General features: G+C 30.5%; 14 protein-coding genes. 9 read left to right on the top strand and 5 right to left on the bottom strand.

Annotation, left to right across the window (positions count from 1 at the left end; translation table 11 throughout):
• The first annotated feature begins 88 nt into the window (after positions 1 to 88).
• The 3 genes from V9L05_RS00330 to V9L05_RS00320 are packed head-to-tail and all read left to right on the top strand — an operon-like array spanning position 89 to position 3,446.
• A complete protein-coding gene (locus V9L05_RS00330; RefSeq protein ID WP_338813919.1) occupies positions 89 to 1,144 on the top strand; it encodes a hypothetical protein in 1,056 nt (351 codons plus the stop codon).
• A gap of 6 nt (positions 1,145 to 1,150) precedes the next feature.
• On the top strand, positions 1,151 to 2,254 hold the full coding sequence (locus tag V9L05_RS00325; protein WP_338813918.1) for a hypothetical protein: 1,104 nt from the start codon (positions 1,151 to 1,153) through the stop codon (positions 2,252 to 2,254).
• On the top strand, positions 2,232 to 3,446 hold the full coding sequence (locus tag V9L05_RS00320) for a hypothetical protein (RefSeq protein WP_338813917.1): 1,215 nt from the start codon (positions 2,232 to 2,234) through the stop codon (positions 3,444 to 3,446). Before V9L05_RS00325 ends, V9L05_RS00320 begins: the two co-directional genes overlap by 23 nt.
• Before the next feature lie 13 nt (positions 3,447 to 3,459).
• Here the strand turns inward: V9L05_RS00320 and V9L05_RS00315 are convergent, their stop codons facing one another.
• The 3 genes from V9L05_RS00315 to proC all read right to left on the bottom strand — a co-directional run bounded on the left by V9L05_RS00315 (position 3,460) and on the right by proC (position 8,860).
• Positions 3,460 to 6,756: a two-component regulator propeller domain-containing protein gene (locus V9L05_RS00315; protein ID WP_338813916.1), complete on the bottom strand. Its 3,297-nt coding sequence runs from the start codon at positions 6,754 to 6,756 to the stop codon at positions 3,460 to 3,462.
• Between the two features lie 249 nt (positions 6,757 to 7,005).
• A complete protein-coding gene (locus V9L05_RS00310) occupies positions 7,006 to 7,929 on the bottom strand; it encodes a YihY/virulence factor BrkB family protein (protein ID WP_338791409.1) in 924 nt (307 codons plus the stop codon).
• Positions 7,930 to 8,059: 130 nt separating this feature from the next.
• Complete coding sequence (gene proC / locus V9L05_RS00305; RefSeq protein ID WP_338791410.1) at positions 8,060 to 8,860, bottom strand: pyrroline-5-carboxylate reductase; 801 nt, start codon at positions 8,858 to 8,860, stop codon at positions 8,060 to 8,062.
• 314 nt (positions 8,861 to 9,174) lie between these two features.
• Here proC and V9L05_RS00300 point away from each other — a divergent pair, with 314 nt between their 5' ends.
• From V9L05_RS00300 to V9L05_RS00275, 6 genes are all read left to right on the top strand, one after another.
• On the top strand, positions 9,175 to 10,137 hold the full coding sequence (locus tag V9L05_RS00300; protein WP_338791411.1) for a hypothetical protein: 963 nt from the start codon (positions 9,175 to 9,177) through the stop codon (positions 10,135 to 10,137).
• Positions 10,138 to 10,253: 116 nt separating this feature from the next.
• Positions 10,254 to 11,375 (top strand): hypothetical protein, encoded by a 1,122-nt coding sequence (locus V9L05_RS00295; RefSeq protein WP_338813915.1) that lies wholly within the window; start codon positions 10,254 to 10,256, stop codon positions 11,373 to 11,375.
• Between the two features lie 180 nt (positions 11,376 to 11,555).
• Entirely contained in the window at positions 11,556 to 12,155 is a 600-nt protein-coding gene (locus tag V9L05_RS00290; protein ID WP_338791413.1) for an ACP phosphodiesterase, read from the top strand.
• Positions 12,156 to 12,381: 226 nt separating this feature from the next.
• Positions 12,382 to 14,577 (top strand): tetratricopeptide repeat-containing sensor histidine kinase, encoded by a 2,196-nt coding sequence (locus V9L05_RS00285; RefSeq protein ID WP_338813914.1) that lies wholly within the window; start codon positions 12,382 to 12,384, stop codon positions 14,575 to 14,577.
• Between the two features lie 6 nt (positions 14,578 to 14,583).
• Complete coding sequence (locus V9L05_RS00280; RefSeq protein ID WP_338791415.1) at positions 14,584 to 15,441, top strand: hypothetical protein; 858 nt, start codon at positions 14,584 to 14,586, stop codon at positions 15,439 to 15,441.
• Between the two features lie 206 nt (positions 15,442 to 15,647).
• Positions 15,648 to 16,523, top strand: coding sequence for a porin family protein (locus V9L05_RS00275; protein ID WP_338791416.1), 876 nt, complete (start codon positions 15,648 to 15,650; stop codon positions 16,521 to 16,523).
• An 84-nt stretch (positions 16,524 to 16,607) separates the two neighbouring features.
• Here V9L05_RS00275 and V9L05_RS00270 read toward each other — a convergent pair whose 3' ends face one another.
• Both V9L05_RS00270 and V9L05_RS00265 read right to left on the bottom strand, forming a co-directional pair.
• Positions 16,608 to 16,934, bottom strand: coding sequence for an iron-sulfur cluster assembly accessory protein (locus tag V9L05_RS00270; RefSeq protein WP_338765439.1), 327 nt, complete (start codon positions 16,932 to 16,934; stop codon positions 16,608 to 16,610).
• A gap of 191 nt (positions 16,935 to 17,125) precedes the next feature.
• Positions 17,126 to 17,833: a PIG-L family deacetylase gene (locus tag V9L05_RS00265; protein ID WP_338813913.1), complete on the bottom strand. Its 708-nt coding sequence runs from the start codon at positions 17,831 to 17,833 to the stop codon at positions 17,126 to 17,128.
• Between the last annotated feature and the right edge of the window lie 4 nt (positions 17,834 to 17,837).

Genomic DNA, 17,837 nt, shown 5'->3' with positions numbered 1-17,837 from the left:
TAAATAAAATAGTTTCAAGAATTGTACTAATTTTATGTTACAGATTGATAAATAAGTAGAATTACAGACTAAATATAAAGTATAGAAAATGAATGTTCATAAAATAGACCCTCATTTACATCAATCTTTTTTAGAAGAAAAACGAAAAGATGCCATTACAGGAGACTTAATTCAAGCAAATGATGAGGTTGTTTTTTGTGGAGTTTGTAAATCTGCTTTTTTGAAAGATTCTTGGGAGTATATTGGTGGAAAACATTGTAATGAGTCTAAAACGCTTGATTCTGTTCCTATTTCTCAGCCTTTATCGCTTAGTGTTTTCAAAATTATTCCTACATTTATTACGCTCATAAATTCAGATATTTCTTTTAAAGAGTGTCAAAATTTTCTTTCTACTTTCAAGCCAAGTGATAAAAAAACAGTTATTTATTTGAAAGAAAACTTTAAGAAAGGAACGTCAAAATATAATGAGTTATCAGACCAATATAAAAGAATAGAAAGTAAGCGCATAGGAGATGAGATGAGAGAAAATTACAAGCCTATTGAAATAATAGATGAAAATCTATTTAACACTTGGGTTGGCACTTTAGGAATATTGCTTGTTGCTCTACCACTGATATTACTTAAACTAAATAATTTTATAAAACTAGATTGGACAAAAGGAATAATTTTTTCTTTAATAATCATACTAATAACTTATTTTTCTGTTAGGAAACTCTTGAAAAATAGTCTGTTTAAAGAAGACCAAAATGAAGACGAGCAAAATAAAAAACAGACAGAAATAAACAATAAAATAGAGTATAAATTTCCATCAAAAAGCATGCATTCTTCAGACAATCATGATACTGTTACTTTTGGAATCTTCGATAATAGTTTATTTTTTTATTTTGAAGAAGCACAACAAGCTATTTTTGTAAAATTTACACGAATTGATCAAATTAGAATTAATTATCAATCTGATACCTATTGGTACATTACACTAATAAAACACAAAAAAAAAGATGTTGAGGTAATTATTCCGTTAGTCTTTTTGAATATAGAAGACGTGAATTTATTTTTATCAGAATTGATAAAATTGCAAAAAGAGTTTTATAAAACAGGAAATATCACATTAATAGATTTTCCTTCTTATCGTAAGACATTATAAAGAAAGATGAATATTCATAAAATAGATCCTCATTTACACCACTCTTTTTTAGAAGAAGAACGAAAAGATGCTATTACAGGAGATTTGATTCAAGCAAATGACGAGGTTGTTTTTTGTGGAGTTTGTAAGTCTGCTTTTCAAAAGGATTCTTGGGAGTATATGGACAGAAAGCATTGTGGACAGACCAAAACACTTAAAAATGTTCCTATTTCTATGCCTTTGTTATTGAATGTTAGAACTATAAATCCTCACTTTATTACGCTTACAAATTCTTCTACTTCCTTTAAAAAGTGTTTGAAACTACTTTCATCTTTTAAAGCAAAAGATAAAAAAGTAGATATTGCATTAAATTCTATTTTAAAGAGAGGAACAGAAGAATACGAAAAGCTGACAAAAAGAGCAATAAAGAAAATTGACAGAAAAATAGGACAAGAGAGAAAAATAAAAGAAAGTAGAAATTGTTTATACCCTAATAAAGAGGAAGAGGAAAATATTGGAGATTTAATTAGAACCCGTACCATTCTAATTTCGTCTCTTGTATCAACTATTTTTATATTTTTGATTCCTGATGCATATGCTTTTGCTAGATTTCCATTTCTTATTTCTATATTTATTCTTATACTTTTGTCTTTTGAAAAAATTAAAAGTTTAATAAAGAAAGAGATTAAGAAAAGAAAAGAAATAACAAGAAAAAAGCAAATATCTTTGGGAAACTTTGAAAGCATGTTTGAGTTCAAATACTCAATTACTTTCGGCATTTTTAATCACAACCTATTCCTTTATTTCGAAGAATTAAAACAAGCAATCTTTGTAGAATTGACAAGAGTATCTAAAATAGAAATTAGATATAAATCCCATTGTTATATACTTTTGACCTTGAAAAGCTACAAAAGAGCTAAAAAGGAAATAGAAATACCTTTAGTTTTCTCAAAAAATTCAGAAGTAACAGAGTTTCTAGTAAAATTAGCTTCATCTAACAAAGAAATTGCGAACCCTTCAAATATAATGATTACTAGTTTTCCTGCTAATCAAAAAAAAACGTTACAAAGTAGCCTAAAATTCTATCCAAATATTACTTTTATAGAAAATGAATATTCACAAAATAAATAGCCATTTACATCACTCTTTTTTAGAAGAAGAACGCAAAGATGGCATTACAGGAGATTTGATTCAAGCAAATGACGAGGTTGTTTTTTGTGGAGTTTGTAAGTCTTCTTTTCAGAAGGATTCATGGGAATACATGGACAGGAAACATTGTGGGCAGACCAAAACGCTTAATTCTGTTCCTGTTTCTAAACCATTATTGTTGAATGTTTCGATTATACAACCTTATTTTATTACGCTGACAAATTCTTTGGTTTCGTTTGAAAACTGTTTGGAAATGCTTTCTGACTTTAATCCAATAGATAAAAAAATAGAAATTCGATTAGACCCAGTTTTCAAAAAAGGAACAGAACAATATATTGATTTATTAGAAAAAATAAAAGAGCCTACTGAAGGAGAATTACAAGTTCAAGAAACAGAAACAGAACAAGGTTGGTTATCGAATGTCATGATATTTATCATAATAACTATAATAATTTCAGTCATTGTAGGGCTTTTTGCTATTCCTTTTTTAGATACAGTTTCGTCAAAACTTATCTTCTTTTCTTGTACTGCTTTGATGGCTTATATTTTTGTTTTCAGTAATACTAAATATTCACTTAAAAAGCCTGTCAAAAAGGAAAAATATCAATTTCCGATAAGAAATGTAGATGTTTTAGAAAGCGAAGAATCTGTTACTTTTGGTATTTTCAATCACAATTTATTTCTTTATTTTGAAAGTATTCAACAAGGGGTTTTTATCGAACTTGCACGAGTAAGCGAAATCGAAATTCATTATCAATCTAGTTGTTATGTTCATTTGGTTTTGAAAAAGCAAGACAAAACACATAAGGAAGTTAGTATTCCTTTACTTTTTTCAAAAAAAGAACGAATCACTGCTTTTTTATTGCGTTTAGCCAAAACAAAAAAAGATATTTCAAATCAAGCCAAAATCAAACTTGTTGATTTTCCTGAAAGAAGAGTTCGTTTACTCAAGAAAAAGCTACGATTTTATACAGATTTTATTTTTCCTGTAAAAATTGAAAAAAAGCAGGGCACTAAAACAGAAAAATATATTTTAAGACAAGTAGATGGACAAAAAAGGGCAAAAACTGCTAGAGTAAAAGAGTTTTTAGAAGATACTACTCGTTATAAAAACAGAAATCAACATCATCAAAATAGACATCAGACACAGTACAAAAACTACAAACGAAGATAAAAGATAGGCTATTTTAACTCCACTTAAACCCTAAAATAAGTTGGTCATCAATTTGTTCTTCATTTCCTTCTTCTTGCCATTTTTCCATAAAATCAGCAAAATATTCTTTCTGTTTGTCTAAAGGTTGAGAAGCTACTTCTTTAATCATTTCATAAAAATCGTGTCTTCCTATTTTTTTATTCTCTTTTCCTCCAAATTGGTCTTGATAGCCATCAGAAGTAAGATAAAAAGTTGTATCCGAATTTGAAAGCAAAGTATGCAATGTAAACTCTATGTCTTCTTCTTTTCCTCCAATAGAATGACGGTCGCCTTTTACAGAATACAGTTTTTTATCTTGAACATAAATAAAAGGACGTTTTGCACCTGCAAAATAAACTTGTTTGTTTTCAACTTCATCACTATCAAAAGCACACAAAATAATATCCATTCCATCTTTGATATTACTTTCAGATTGTGATAAATTCTGACGAATAAGGGTATGTAATCTACTCAAAACTTTGTGAGGTTGCCATTCTCCCTCTGCTTCAATGATTTGAGTGAGTGCAGAGTTGGCTGCCATTGCCATAATTGCCCCTGGAACGCCGTGTCCTGTACAGTCAATCCCTGCAATAAGTATCTTGTCTTTTGTTTTTCCTATCCAATACGAATCACCACTCACAACATCTTTTGGCTGATAATACACAAAATGATTGGGTAAAAGACGCAACAAAGTTTTTTCAGAAGGCAACATTGCTTGTTGGATTCGCTTTGCATAACGAATACTCTGACTAATTTTTTTATTCTGTTTATCAGCTTCTAAATAAATGAATGAAAGCTGTTCAGCTTGTAAACTAATATCATCTCGTTGCGCCAAAATTTCTTCTTTTTGCTGCATAATTTCAGCATTTCTTTCTACTAAAGAATCATTATAAGATACAATTTCTTCTTTTTGAGCATTGATTTCTTCGGTACGAATTTCTACAATTTTTTCTAAATGCAGTTTGTCATTCTGAATTTTTCGCATACGCAAATTATGACCTCCCCAAACTAAAAAACAAATACAAACTCCAGCTAAAATCTGAAACCACAGGCGATTCCAAAAAGCAGGACTGATTACAAATGAAGTAGTTGCCAGCTCTTTAGAAACTACACCATCAGCATTGATGGCACGAACTTCAAAGTTATATTTTCCATAGGGAAGGCTTGTATAAGTAGCCAAATTTGCGTTTGTTGGAGGCGACCATTCTGTATCTAATCCAGTCAAACGATATTGATAACGCAAATCAGTTGGATTCTTGTAGCTAATTCCTATAAAATTAAAAGTCAGATAATTTTTATCATGAGGTAATTCTTGATTACTAATTTGAATGGTATCTCTCAAAAATAACTGTGTGTTTTCTAAAAAAATAGGTGGAGGAGTTTCATTTTTTTCAAATAAAGTAGGATTACATTTCATAAGTCCATTGATTGTTCCAAACCAAAGATTATCATTTTTATCTCTAAAAACTGAATTCTGATTCGTTTCCATTCCTGTAAAACCTTCCTTAAAGCTATATTTTTTTACTTCATTTGTTTTTGGGTTCAAGCGATTTAAGCCATCATTTGTTCCTATCCAAATATTTCCCAAAGCATCTCCTTGAATTAAATAAGGATTATCTGAACCAATACCTTCTTTAGTTGTATAAACTTTAAAATCTTTTCCATCGTACTTGAAAATTCCACCTCCAATACTTCCAAACCACAAATTACCATCTGCATCTTCAGTAATGGCAGCAGGACGATTGTGTGGTAAACCTTCTTTTTTGGTAAGGGAATGAAATTTTGTCCCATCATAGCGAGAAAGTCCATTATCATTACTTCCAAACCATAAATTACCTTTTTTATCTTTATACAAAGTCCAAATTACATTACTGACAAGTCCTTCATTGATTGTAAAATCTTGAGTAGAAACAGCTTTTTGTCCTTGCATAGTTAAACGAACACATTTTTGTCTAAAAACTGAAATCCAAATCTGATTCGTTTTGTCTTCATTGATTGAAATAATAGGCGCATTTGGATTGCCATTTATCAATTTTGAATAATCTGAAATTTGTTTGGTTTGAGGATTGTAACTCGCCAATTTTCCTCTTGCACCTATCCAAACCAAACCTCTTGAATCGGTATAAAGTGATGTAATTGAAGTGTTGGGGAAAATATTTATCTGTTCTATAGTAGCAATATTACTTTGAGCTTCATTTGTAAATGTATAGCGATATAAACCTGAAAGTGTTCCTGTCCAAACTCCTCCTTGATTATCTGTTGTGGTTGCAAAAACGATTTCGTCTTCAGCTTGCTTGATTTGTTCGAAGTAACGTCCTAGAAAAAGTGAAAGTCCTTTTCCCATGTGTGTGCCTATCCAAATTTGTCCCTCGTGGTCTTGTTCGATAGTGGTTACTTGCGACCCTGCAATTCCATTTTGAGTAGTAAAAGTTTCTATTTTTTTGTCTTTTATATGAATAGCACCTCCATTTGTAGCTACCCAAATACTTTTATCATTTGAGATTTTAAGTAAATTTATTCCATTCAAAAGAGGAATTTCATTGACAGTATATTTTTCTAAAACAGTAGCTTTCTGCGCTTTTTCTAATGAAATTTTGAACAATTCATTCCCTGTGGCTACCCAAAACGTATTTTTATCTATAAATTTGACATCTGAAAAACCTGCTGCTTGTGAGTTGAGATTGAAGGGAGAAAGAAGATAATCAAGTGTTGGTATTTGGTTAGTGGTATTTAATTTATGTAATCCATTTGTTCCCACAACAAAAATTTCATCATTTTCTATAAAAATTTGACTAATAAAATTAGCTTTGAAATGATGAGAAAGTAGTTTTCCAGTAATTGCATCTACCAAAAAAAGACCTGTATTTGTGGCTACCCAAAGTTTTTTATTTTGCGTTTGTAGGATAGAATTTACAGCTTTTATAGTATCGGCTGCAAAATTGATAAATGTATTACCCTTTTTGAGAGAAATTCCTGTGTAGCGATGTCCTACCCAAATCTGATTTTGATTATCTTGATAAATTGTGGTTACATGATTGTCTCCTAAACCTTCTTTTTGTGTGTAGGTAGTAAAATTTTGTCCATTGAAAGAAGCAACGCCTCCTTGTGTTCCTACCCAAAGTTTAGACTGATTATCTAAAAGAAGAGAATAAACAGAGCTTTGTGGTAATCCTTCTTGTATAGTATAAGTACGAAAATGAGGACTTTGAGCCTGTGAGAAAGAAATACAGGGTAAATAAATAAAAATAAAACTACTGAAAAATAGCAGTGTTTTTGATAAAAAAGAATTCATAAATGCAATTATTAGGTAAAGTTTGGTACTCTAATTTACAAACTATTTCAAAACAATTGCATTTCTTTTCGATAAATTACCTAATTTTTCAATCTATTAAGTTCACACTACCTTATTTTTTTACAAAAATGAGTGTATTGATAAAGCCATGACTAGAAATACGTTTGCCATTGTTGGTGTCTCACCGACAAGATTCAACTAACAAAAAAAAAGGAACTTGACATTAATCAAGTTCCTTTTCTGAATATCTTATAAAGAGGTAGGTCGTCGATCTAGAAGTTTTTCTTTACTTTTTGCATGTTTGGAAACCTTTGTACGATGTCCATAAAAACGAGCATATACTTTTGTAAATTCTGCTCCAAAAAACAGAATTAAACAAGCGTAAGAAACCCAAAGCAAAATTAAGACAACTGAACCAGCTACGCCATATGTAGAAGCAGGCTCTGCAATTCCAAAATAAAGACTTAATCCTTCTTTACCCAATGTAAATAAAACTGCTGTAACAATTCCACCAATGCCGACAGTTTTCCACTGAATTTCTCTATCAGGAAGTGTTTTGAACATAAAAGCAAATAAAATTCCTATTATAATAAGTGAGATTACTATTTCAATAGCACTCATGGCATAAATCATAAAATCAGGTAGGTAATTCATCATCCAATCTGAAAGTGTAGAAATAAGCGTAGAGACGATAAGTGAAATCAATAATAAAAAAGCAATTACCATAATAAGTCCAAAAGAAGTAGCCCGATCTGTAACCAGTTTCATTATTCCACTGCCACTTGTATCAGGTTCTACTTCCCAAATATTATTAAATGACTTTTGCAGTTGAACAAAAACTCCTGTTGCACCAAAAAGGAGTGAACCAATTCCCACTACTAAAGCAAAAGTAGAATCTTGATTACTAAGTGCATTTTTTATCATTTCTTGTACAGCTTCGGCTGCTTCTTGTCCTATCATTCCAGAAATTTGTCCTGTAATTTCTCCTCTGACAGCTTCTTCTCCAAAAAGTGCACCTGCTGATTTTATTACCATAATCAGAAGACCAGGTAAAGAAAAAACCGTATAATACGCAATTACAGCACTTTCACGAAAAGGGTCAAGGGCATTCCATTCTTTAAAGGTTTCTTTGAGAAGTTTTCCTAAATCTTTGAATTTGAATTTGTGAGCCATAAAATAAGTAGGTATATAAAAATAAAAAAATCAAGTTAAAAAAATGAAAAGCAATGAAAAATGGCTTTTGTATGAAATAAACTAAAATTATAACATAGAAAAAATAAATTTGTTATTGAGTTTCCAAAATTTATTCTCCCAATTCTTTTGCTCTTTTCTGTGCTGCTTGCAATCCTTGTCCTATCTTATAGGATACTTCTTGTTTAGAAAAAATGTTTAGTGCAGCTTCTGTTGTTCCTCCTTTTGAAGAAACTCGTTTTATCCATTCTTCACACGAATAATTACTTCGGTTTTCTAGATGAACAGCTCCCATAAATGTTTGTGTAACCAATAGTTCGGCTTCGGAATGTGAAAAACCCATTTTTTGAGCTTCTTTTATCATGGCTTCCATAAAAAAATAAACATACGCAGGACCACTTCCTGAGATTGCTGTTACAGCATCTATTTTTTCTTCTTCTGAAAAATAAAGCGATTTTCCTGTTGTATTAAGAAGGTTTTGAACAAAAAATAATTCATCTCTAGTTACCGATTCGTCAGCTGTAAAACCTGTCATTCCCATTCCAATTTGAGAAGGAAGGTTTGGCATAGCACGAATAACTTTTGTAGTTCCCAAACTCTTTTTTAAAGTTTCAATCTTAACCCCTGCCATTATAGAAAGAACAGTTTGAGAAGGCAAAATATAGCTATTGAGCGTTTCAAATAATACTTTTGTGTCTTGGGGTTTTACAGCTAAAATAATTAATTGAACTTTTGAAACTCGTTCATCAGGAGCAGAAATAACATAAGAGTAGCCTTTTTCTCTCAAAAAGTCAGCTTTTTCAGGTGTTTTTTCTAAAATCAATAAATCATCTTTTGTAATGGAATGAGAAAGCAAAAAGCTCTCTGCATACGTTGTTCCCATATTTCCAGCACCCACAATTAGAATTTTCATTTTTGAATTATGTTGAATTATTCGAATAAGAAAAAGTATTTTAGAAAAAAATAAAGAAATTTTGAAGTTTTTTTTACTCCTCATATAGGTTACGTTCTGCACCCCTAAATTTGTAGTATAAACCAAAGAGAAAAAGGGTTTATATTATTGATAACAGGGTTAAAACCCTGTCCAATTCAATAAATATAAATTACATTTTGTATATCATATTAAAAATGTTTAAAGTAGTTTTAATATAGAACAGAATCTAATTTTCAATCAATTGAACAGGGTTGTAACCCTAATTTTTCACCAAATTTACCTATTTATTTATTATGGACAAGAATCAAATTAAAAATGACTTTTCTTCACTTCTCAAAAACTATTATCATCAGCGTCATGAAGTGATTACCAAAGAAGAATCAGTTGCCAAAGTAAAAGAAATTACACTTTTGCAAACTGCTCGCACCTATACACCTGATAATATTATTAAAGGACTTGGAACGCTTCAACTTACCTTTGCTGATACGCTTACTCAATGGTCTAAAAAACTACAAGATGAGTCTGAAAAACGTTCGCAGATTGAGGAGGCTATCGAAATAGAAAAGAAAAGACTCAAAAACTTACACCAAGTAAAATTAGCTGCTGATGCGTTGTATTTATTAAAACAAGAACACGAATCAAAGTTGGCTGAACTTACTGAAGCACATCAAAAAAGAATGGAATTGATGGCAAATTCTCGCAAGGAAGATGAGGCATTTTGGAAAAAGGAAACAGAGCTTTTTGAAAAAGAAGTAAAAGAATCAGAAGAGCGCACAAAGAAAACTCGTTTGCAAGAAGAAGAACGATTTGCATATGATTTAGAACGTAACACACAATTGGCAACAGATGCGTTTGAAGCTCAGAAAAAACAATCACATCGTAAACTAGAGCAACAAAAAGCTGAAAAAGAAAAAGCATGGACGTTGCGTGAAGAAGTTTTGGCAGAGAAAGATGAAAAACACCAAAAAAATCTTGTTTTGATTGCCGAATTTGATGAAAAACTTAAAGAAGAAGTCAAAAAAGCAAGAGAAAAAGGAGCTAATGAAGCTACAAAAGAAGGAAAAGCAGTTGCTGAATTAATGGAAAAAGAAGAAGCTGCCAACGAACAAATCTTTGCCGAACAGATAGAAGATTTGAAATTGAATGTAGAGACTGGAAAAGTAGAAGTTGATAATCTGACAATTCAACTCAAACATGCTTTAGAGCAAGTACAATCACTTTCTTTGAGAGCATTTGATAACCCAACTTCTAAATAAATTTATTCATCTAACCTTTTTGATAAATAAAAAATCTGCTCAAAATCCGTAGGAATCTACTTTATCAAATTTTTTATTTAAAAATCCTTTCAAAACCTTCTAAAAAAAATAGCATTATGGCAGTTTCAATGAAAAGCACTAAAAAAGAGATTCTTGATGCATATCAAGACCTTATAAGAGAAAATAAATCACTTCAAGCAGAAGTAACCAAACTAAAAGTAGAAAATAAAACGCTGCAAAGCAATTTGGAGAATAATATAACTTCTCAAAAATCTGCACCAAAAACTCAAAGTTTTGCTAAAGCAGAACCAAAACAAATTTCAACTACTAATTTGGGTGGTGGTTATCAGTCTGTAGAAAGTGTTGTTACAGCATTTGAGCATATTAAAGGAAATGTAGGTATTGCAATTAGTGGGCTTTCAGATAATCTGACAAAAGAGGCTGCAAACTTAGCCGTTTTGCAAGATGAAAGCAACCAAATCGAAACGCAACTTTTAGAGCTTCATCAGATTGAGGAAGCAGAAGAAAACACGCTTTCAAAACTTATTCAAGAATATATTGAAAAGTCAGAATCTTTCGAAAAAATCATCACTCAAACGGGAAAAGAACAGTTACAAGCTGAAGAAGAAGCTAAAAAAGCTTATGAAGAAGCTGAAGATTTGCACAACTCAACACTTAGTGAGCGTAAAAAAGAATGGCAAACTAAGCTGGATAGAGAAGAAGAAACCTATCATTATGAAAAGAATTTGGCTCGTCAGCAAATAAAAGATGAAGCTATGCAGCTTGCTAAATCTCGTACTGAAGAATTGGAAAATCTTAAAGAAGAACAAGAAAAAGAGTGGACATTGCGTGAAAAACTTTTAGCCGAAAAAGAAGAGAGTTACGAAAAGGCAACTGAAAAAGCTGAAGAACTTCCTAAGAAGTTGGATAGCGAAACTAAGCGAGCTTATGAAAGTACAAAAGCAGCTATTCAGAGAGATAATAAAGCAAAATCTGATTTGTTGGCAAAAGAAAACGAAGGCAAAAAGCGTATTGCAGAACGTCAAATCAATGCTCTTTCTAGCAAAATTACGCAGCAAAATGAGCAAATCAAGTCATTAAATACTCAATTGACAGGTGCATTGAAAGAAGCAAAAGAATTAGCTATCAAAGCTATAGATGGAGCTTCGGGTGCAAAATCATTGGCTGCTTTGCGTGAAGTTGCTTTTGAGCAATCCAAACAAAATGGTAAAAAGTAAGAAGTAAGTTTTTTATCTACTAAACAGAAAAGCCTATCTAATTCTTCACTCAATAGAAAAATTAGGTAGGTTTTTTTGAATTTGTAATTATCTATCAAAACTATTATGAGTTATTTTGTTTATATTAGAAGATAATATTTTTTTTTATTGTTGCTGATTTGTAATTTATAAAACTTTTATATGAATTTTTTAGCTCACTTTTTTCTATCTAATAGAATAGAAAACATAATCATAGGTAATTTTTTGGGTGATTTTGTGAGAGGAAATAAATATAAAGAATATCCTAATGAAATAGCAAAAGGAATTATGTTGCATCGCAACATTGATACTTTTACAGATAAGCATCCTATTATTTTACAAACCAATAAACGTTTGCATGCTGACTTTGGAAAATACGCACCTGTGATTACAGACATTTATTACGACCATTTTCTAGGATTACATTTCAATAAATATAAATTTGAAAATCAAAGTGAAATCTATAATTTAACGGATTTTTCAACGTTTATATATCAGGTTTTAGAGAAAAATTATGATATTTTACCATCTTTAGCACAGCAAGTGTTTTTGAAAATGAAAGAGCAAGATTGGCTCACACATTATGCAACTTTATATGGAATGGAGCAATCGCTCAATGGACTTTCCCACAGAGCAAAATATGCCACCAATTTATATGAGTCGTATAATTTTTTGAAACAGAATTATTCTGATATTGAAAAAGATTTTTTATTGTTTTTTCCAGATATTATGCAATTTGTTCATGAAAAATTAAATGAATAAATTTGCAAATGAATGAGTTTTTGTATTTTTACTTTTAGAATTTTTGTTATTTTATCAAATAGCTTATCTTTTTCTATATGAGCTTTTAGTTGTTTGTTATTTTATTTATATGAATCGTCTTAATCCATATTATTTTTTTTACTCTAGTAAGATGAAAAATTATTTTTCTTTTTTGAAAAATGGATTAAATTGTATTTCTTTTTTTGAAAAAAATAGGTATAGCTGTTTGAAATTAACTTTATTCTTTATTCTTTTCTCTTTTTTTCCTTTTATAGCTCATTCTTATAATCAAAATATCAAAGAGTTAGATAGTTTGATTCAAGCATTAGAATTACGCCAAAAAGAAGATACAGTCAAACTTTTTCTTTACAATTCTATTGTTAGTAGGGCAATAAAAAATGATAATGAAACAGCCTATAAATATGCTCAAAAGGGATATGACTTAGGACAAAAAATTCATCCTACTCGTTTAGTTGCCATTTCTTCTTATCAATATGCTAAAGTTTTGCAAATCAATGGAGAACACTTAAAAGCAGTACAGATAATAGAAGATCAAATTTCTACCTTTCAAAATTTTAAGGAAACTCCTCCTCCTTTTTTGTATCATCAGCTAGGAAAAATATATGATGAAACTGGAAATAAAGTAGAGGCCTTAAATAGTTATTTGAGAGCTTTTGAGCTTTGGAGAAGCTATAAAAATCCATTATTGACAAAAGAAGATTTTTATCAAAGTATTGCCACTCTTTATCTTGAAAGTGAGCAGTATAAAGAGGCTCAATATTACTATGAAGAATTATTAAAATGGACTATTAAAGAAAGCAGCAATAAGAACGAAGATATAAATGAAAACAAAAAAATACAAGCGATTGCTTCTCAAGGGCTTGTGCGAGTGTTTATAGCCAAGAAAGAATATGATGATGCTTTATTTTATCTACAAAAATCAGAAGAGTTTTGTATAGGAAAATCTAAAAGAAAATGTTTATTAGCTACTTACGATTTGTATTCAGAGTTATACTTTACAAGGTTTGATTATAATTTAGCTAAAAAATATGCTTTTGATGCTCTACAAATTGCTGAACAGTTAGGAGAACAACAACAAGCAATTTTGCTTTCTATTCGTTTGGGAGATATTTATAGAGCGGAAGGTTCTTACGATAAAGCAGAATTATTTTTGAGACGAGCTGAAAAAACAGCTTTATCTTTAGATAATAATTTGTTGTACAAGCAGCTTTATTTTTCATTTGCTAGTTTGTATGAAAAAAGCCAAAAAGATAAAATGGCACTAAATTATTACAGAAAGTATTTGGTATATAAGGACTCTGTAAATAATGAGGTTTCTATTCGTAAAATAAATAGTCTTCAAATGCAGTTTGAGCAAGAACGACACCGACAAGAGATAGACGTTTTGCAACTCAATCAACGTGAAAAACAACTTCAACAAGAGGCAGAAGTAGAAATAGCACAAATGTTTAATATTATCGCATTAATTGTTGTTATTGCGTTGGGTATATTTATATTTCTGATTTATAATCGCTATCGTTTTGGGGAACGAACACAGAAAATGCTCAAAAATCAAAGTCATTCTATTCAAAAACAAAATCAGGAGTTACAGTCTATGAACGAACAACTTGTAGAGTCAAAGAAAGAACTAAATGCTATCAATAAAACCAAAGATCGTTTTTTCTCTATTGTTGCCCATGACCTCAAAGGACCTCTAAATTCTCTAAAAGGATATTCTCACCTTATTTCTACGTTTGGCGATAAACTTCCAAAAGAAGAAATAATTAGCATGGCAGCCGACCAAGAACGAACACTAGATAATTTGTATAAATTTTTAGAAGATTTACTTTCTTGGTCAAGAATTCAGATGAAAGCAGTAGCCTCAGAACCTCAAAATATAGAATTAAAGAATGTCGTTGATAAAATGTGTGAAATATTAATGCCTTTAATAGAAGAGAAAGAAATTGATGCAAAGTGTATTGATGTAGAGGGAAAACAGGTTTTTGCAGATGAAAATGCTGTATTTACGGTTATGAGAAATTTAGTTTCTAATGCTGTTAAGTTTACACCTAGAAAAGGAATAATACGAGTAAAAGCAGAAATAGAAAAAAATAAGGAAGGAAAGGATACAGGTTTTACCAAAATATCAATAATAGATACAGGTGTTGGAATGCCAAAATCAGTTTCTCAGAAACTCTTCAAATTAGATAATAAATATTCTACAAAAGGAACAGAAGGAGAAAAAGGAACAGGTTTAGGACTAATAATTTGTAAAGAATTTGTAGAACAAAATGGAGGGGAAATAGGTGTAGAAAGCATAGAAGGAGAAGGAACAACATTTTGGTTTACGCTTCCAAGTTTTGATTCATCACAAGAAAAAGTAATTATAAAAAAAGAGATTCCAATTGAAACAATAGATTAAAATTAGATGAAATACCCATTTTTATTTATCTTATCATTATTCCATTTTTACTCTATTCTAGCTCAAAATGATACCTTGCTTTTGCAAAAAGAAGTAGTATTTGAAAGTGAAATTATTTTGAGTAATATTGATACGTATGGACGTATTTATATTTGTGATAAGAAAGGAGTGATTAAACGTTTGGATACATTGGGAAATACAGAATTAGTTTTCTCACCCTCTTCTTCTATTGCTCCAACTCATTTTAATGTAAAAAATCCAAATCAAATTTTTGTTTTTTATCAAGAACTACAAGAGTGGGTAATCTTAAATCGTTTTCTTACAGAAATAGAGCGTTACAAAATTTCTGAAAAAATAGAAAGTAATCAGTATGGTGAAATTGGTTTTGTAAGGCTACTATCTCCTTCACCAAATAATACGCTTTGGTTTTTTGATGAGTCAGATTTTAGCTTGAAAAACTATGATATTTTGAATAAACAAATTTTATCTCAAACACCTTTAGGATTACTATTGAAAAATGAAGATTATCCTATTTCACATTTAGAATTTTATCAAGGACAAATTTTTTTGGGTGTAAAAGAACAAGGTATATTAGTTTTTGATAGCTTTGGAAACTATAAAACAGTATTAGATTTTCCAAAATGGAATACTATTACTTTTGCAAAAGAGTTTATTCTAATTACAGAAAAAGAAAAAGTTATCAAAAAGGGACTTTATGATGAAAGTATAGAAGAAATAGCTATTTTAAATATAAATAAAGATAGCAAAACAGAGAACCCAATAAATTACTTTTTTGAGTGTAATCTAAAACACTATCAAATTACTAATGACAGAATGTATATCTCTACTATTTCTATAAAATGATAACAAAATAAGATGTTCATTCAATTTTTTTAAGATTTTCTCGTTAAATTAAGTAGTATTGTTTATTTTTGAACTTATATTAGTATAACTAGATTTTTACATTAAGTAAATTTCAAATGTTTTTTATAAAAAATATCAATTACAGACTCAAAAAAGAAATCTTCAAATCCTATACATTAATAAGTATTTTAGTTATGACCACTATTATGAAAAAAACATTTTTTCTATCTCTGCTTTTCTGCTTAGCTATTACCTATCAATTACAAGCACAAAACTTCTCTTACTCAGGCTTTAAGACAGGCTTATCAGTTGGACGTGCGCCTATTTCCTTTGAGAAAGTAAAGATACCAGAAGTTATGGATATTATAGATATAGATACTATACCAATTGTACCTGTTTTAAATTTGTTAGAAGTAGAGAATGAAAAAAGCAATGGCAAATTCAATGTGGGTTTGCAGTTTGGTGTTTTTGCAGGAAAAGAATTTACCAAAACTATCGGAATGCGTATGGAGCTAAACTATGTTCAGATGGGACGAGTTGATACAATTAATTATAATCAACGTCAGAAATATAGCCTAAGTTATTTTTCATTTGACCCTATGTTACAACTTCGTATAGCTCCAAAAAGTCGTAATCATTTCTATATTTTGGCAGGTCCTTCAGCTCGTCTTTTGGTAGGAAATAAGGCATCAGGAATAGAAGGAGTAGCACCTTTAGATGTTCGTCAGACTGATTTGGGAGCTAATCTAGGGTTTAGTTATTTAGTAGGACTTACTCCTTATCTCTATTTAACTCTTGAGGCTCGTGCTTATTATGGACTTATGAATATCGCACAAAAACCGAAAGAAAATTCAGTTCCTATATCTAAATATGTAAATGCTCAAAATTCTGTGTTGACAGCATTGTTCTCAGATCCTCCAGGAGAAATAAGTCCAGAAACAGCTCAAACACTTGTAGATGTTCAAGAACACGGATTAAATAATAATTATAAAATATCAAATCAAGGAGCTACTTTCAGTATTGGTTTCTGTGTTCCTTTGCGTCCAAAAGCAGACAAATTGATTAAAATGAAGAAACAATAATTCTTTTTAGAAAAAGTATAAAAAGTAAAAGCCAGACAATTCTTAAAAATTGTCTGGCTTTTTTTGTTGAAATCAGAGTAAGTTTTAAACTGAAAAACTTTCTCCACATCCACACGTACGTGAAGCATTTGGATTTACAAATTGAAATCCTTTTCCGTTTAATCCATCTGTAAAATCAAGTGAAGTACCTAAAAGATACAACAAACTCTTTTTATCGACTAATATTTTGATGCCTTTATCTTCAAATACTTGATCTGAATCTTGAATAGAAGCATCAAAAGCTAGGTCATACATAAGTCCTGAACACCCTCCTCCTTGTACGGACACACGGATATTACTATCAGGAGCATGATTTTCTTGTTGTTTGAGCTGACCAATTTGAGTCGCTGCTTTGTCTGTAATTGTAATCATAACGTTTCGTTTACTAGCGTATATATTTTATTCTAGCCAGAATTGAAAGTTCTGTGAACTCTTTATTGATGAAAAATAAATAATTGTCTTTTAAAAATTAACTGATTTTCTGTAAAATCAACTTATATTTTAAAACGTCTTTTGAAGGAATAAAGTTTTAAATTCTAAATTTTGTTTAGAATCATTCAAAATTACACAATTCCTCTGACATACATAAATGCTTCTGCAAAATGTTTTCCAACAGCTACTCCATGGCGTTGTGCCTGTATGCGTAATGCTTCTGGAGAGCGAGGGTGAGGATAAGCACGTTTTTCAAATTCATAACTTTCCATTCCTTTTATTTTTGCATTTACACTTTCTTCTTTTATACTAACAAAAAAGTTAGGGTGAAAAGGATTAGGATAATTAAAGGCTTGCCATTCAGTAGAGGACGGAGTTTCGAAAGTAAAAATATGCTGAACATTTTCATGTTCCATTGGACGTATAGCCGTCATGACAGCTTCAAAAGTACAGCGATGGTCAATATTCAAATCTCCTCCATGATGTGTGAAAATAATAGTAGGCTCAAATTCTTTTTTTTCTTTCTCTATTACTTTTACTAAGTCTAATAAAGCTACAGAATCAAAACGATTATCAGCAAAATCATAAATTCCTACACTTTGATAACCAATACATTTTTGAGCAGAATAAATATTATTTCTGTGGGTTTGAAGCTCTTGTTCCCATTTTTCTCTATCTCTATTATCCGAACGAGAAGTAATTCCTTCTCCCAAAATAATAGCTCTTACCTGACAATTATAGTTTTTGATAAGGTGGTGCATGGTTGCACCAACTCCTAAAAGCTCATCGTCTGGGTGAGCTACTACTACTAATATTTTTTTATTTTGAAAGTTTATCATTTTT

The organism is Bernardetia sp. Wsw4-3y2, from assembly GCF_037126295.1.
In the GTDB taxonomy this organism is placed as follows: Bacteria; Bacteroidota; Bacteroidia; order Cytophagales; family Bernardetiaceae; genus Bernardetia.
This window is presented reverse-complemented; position numbering and strand designations above follow the sequence as displayed.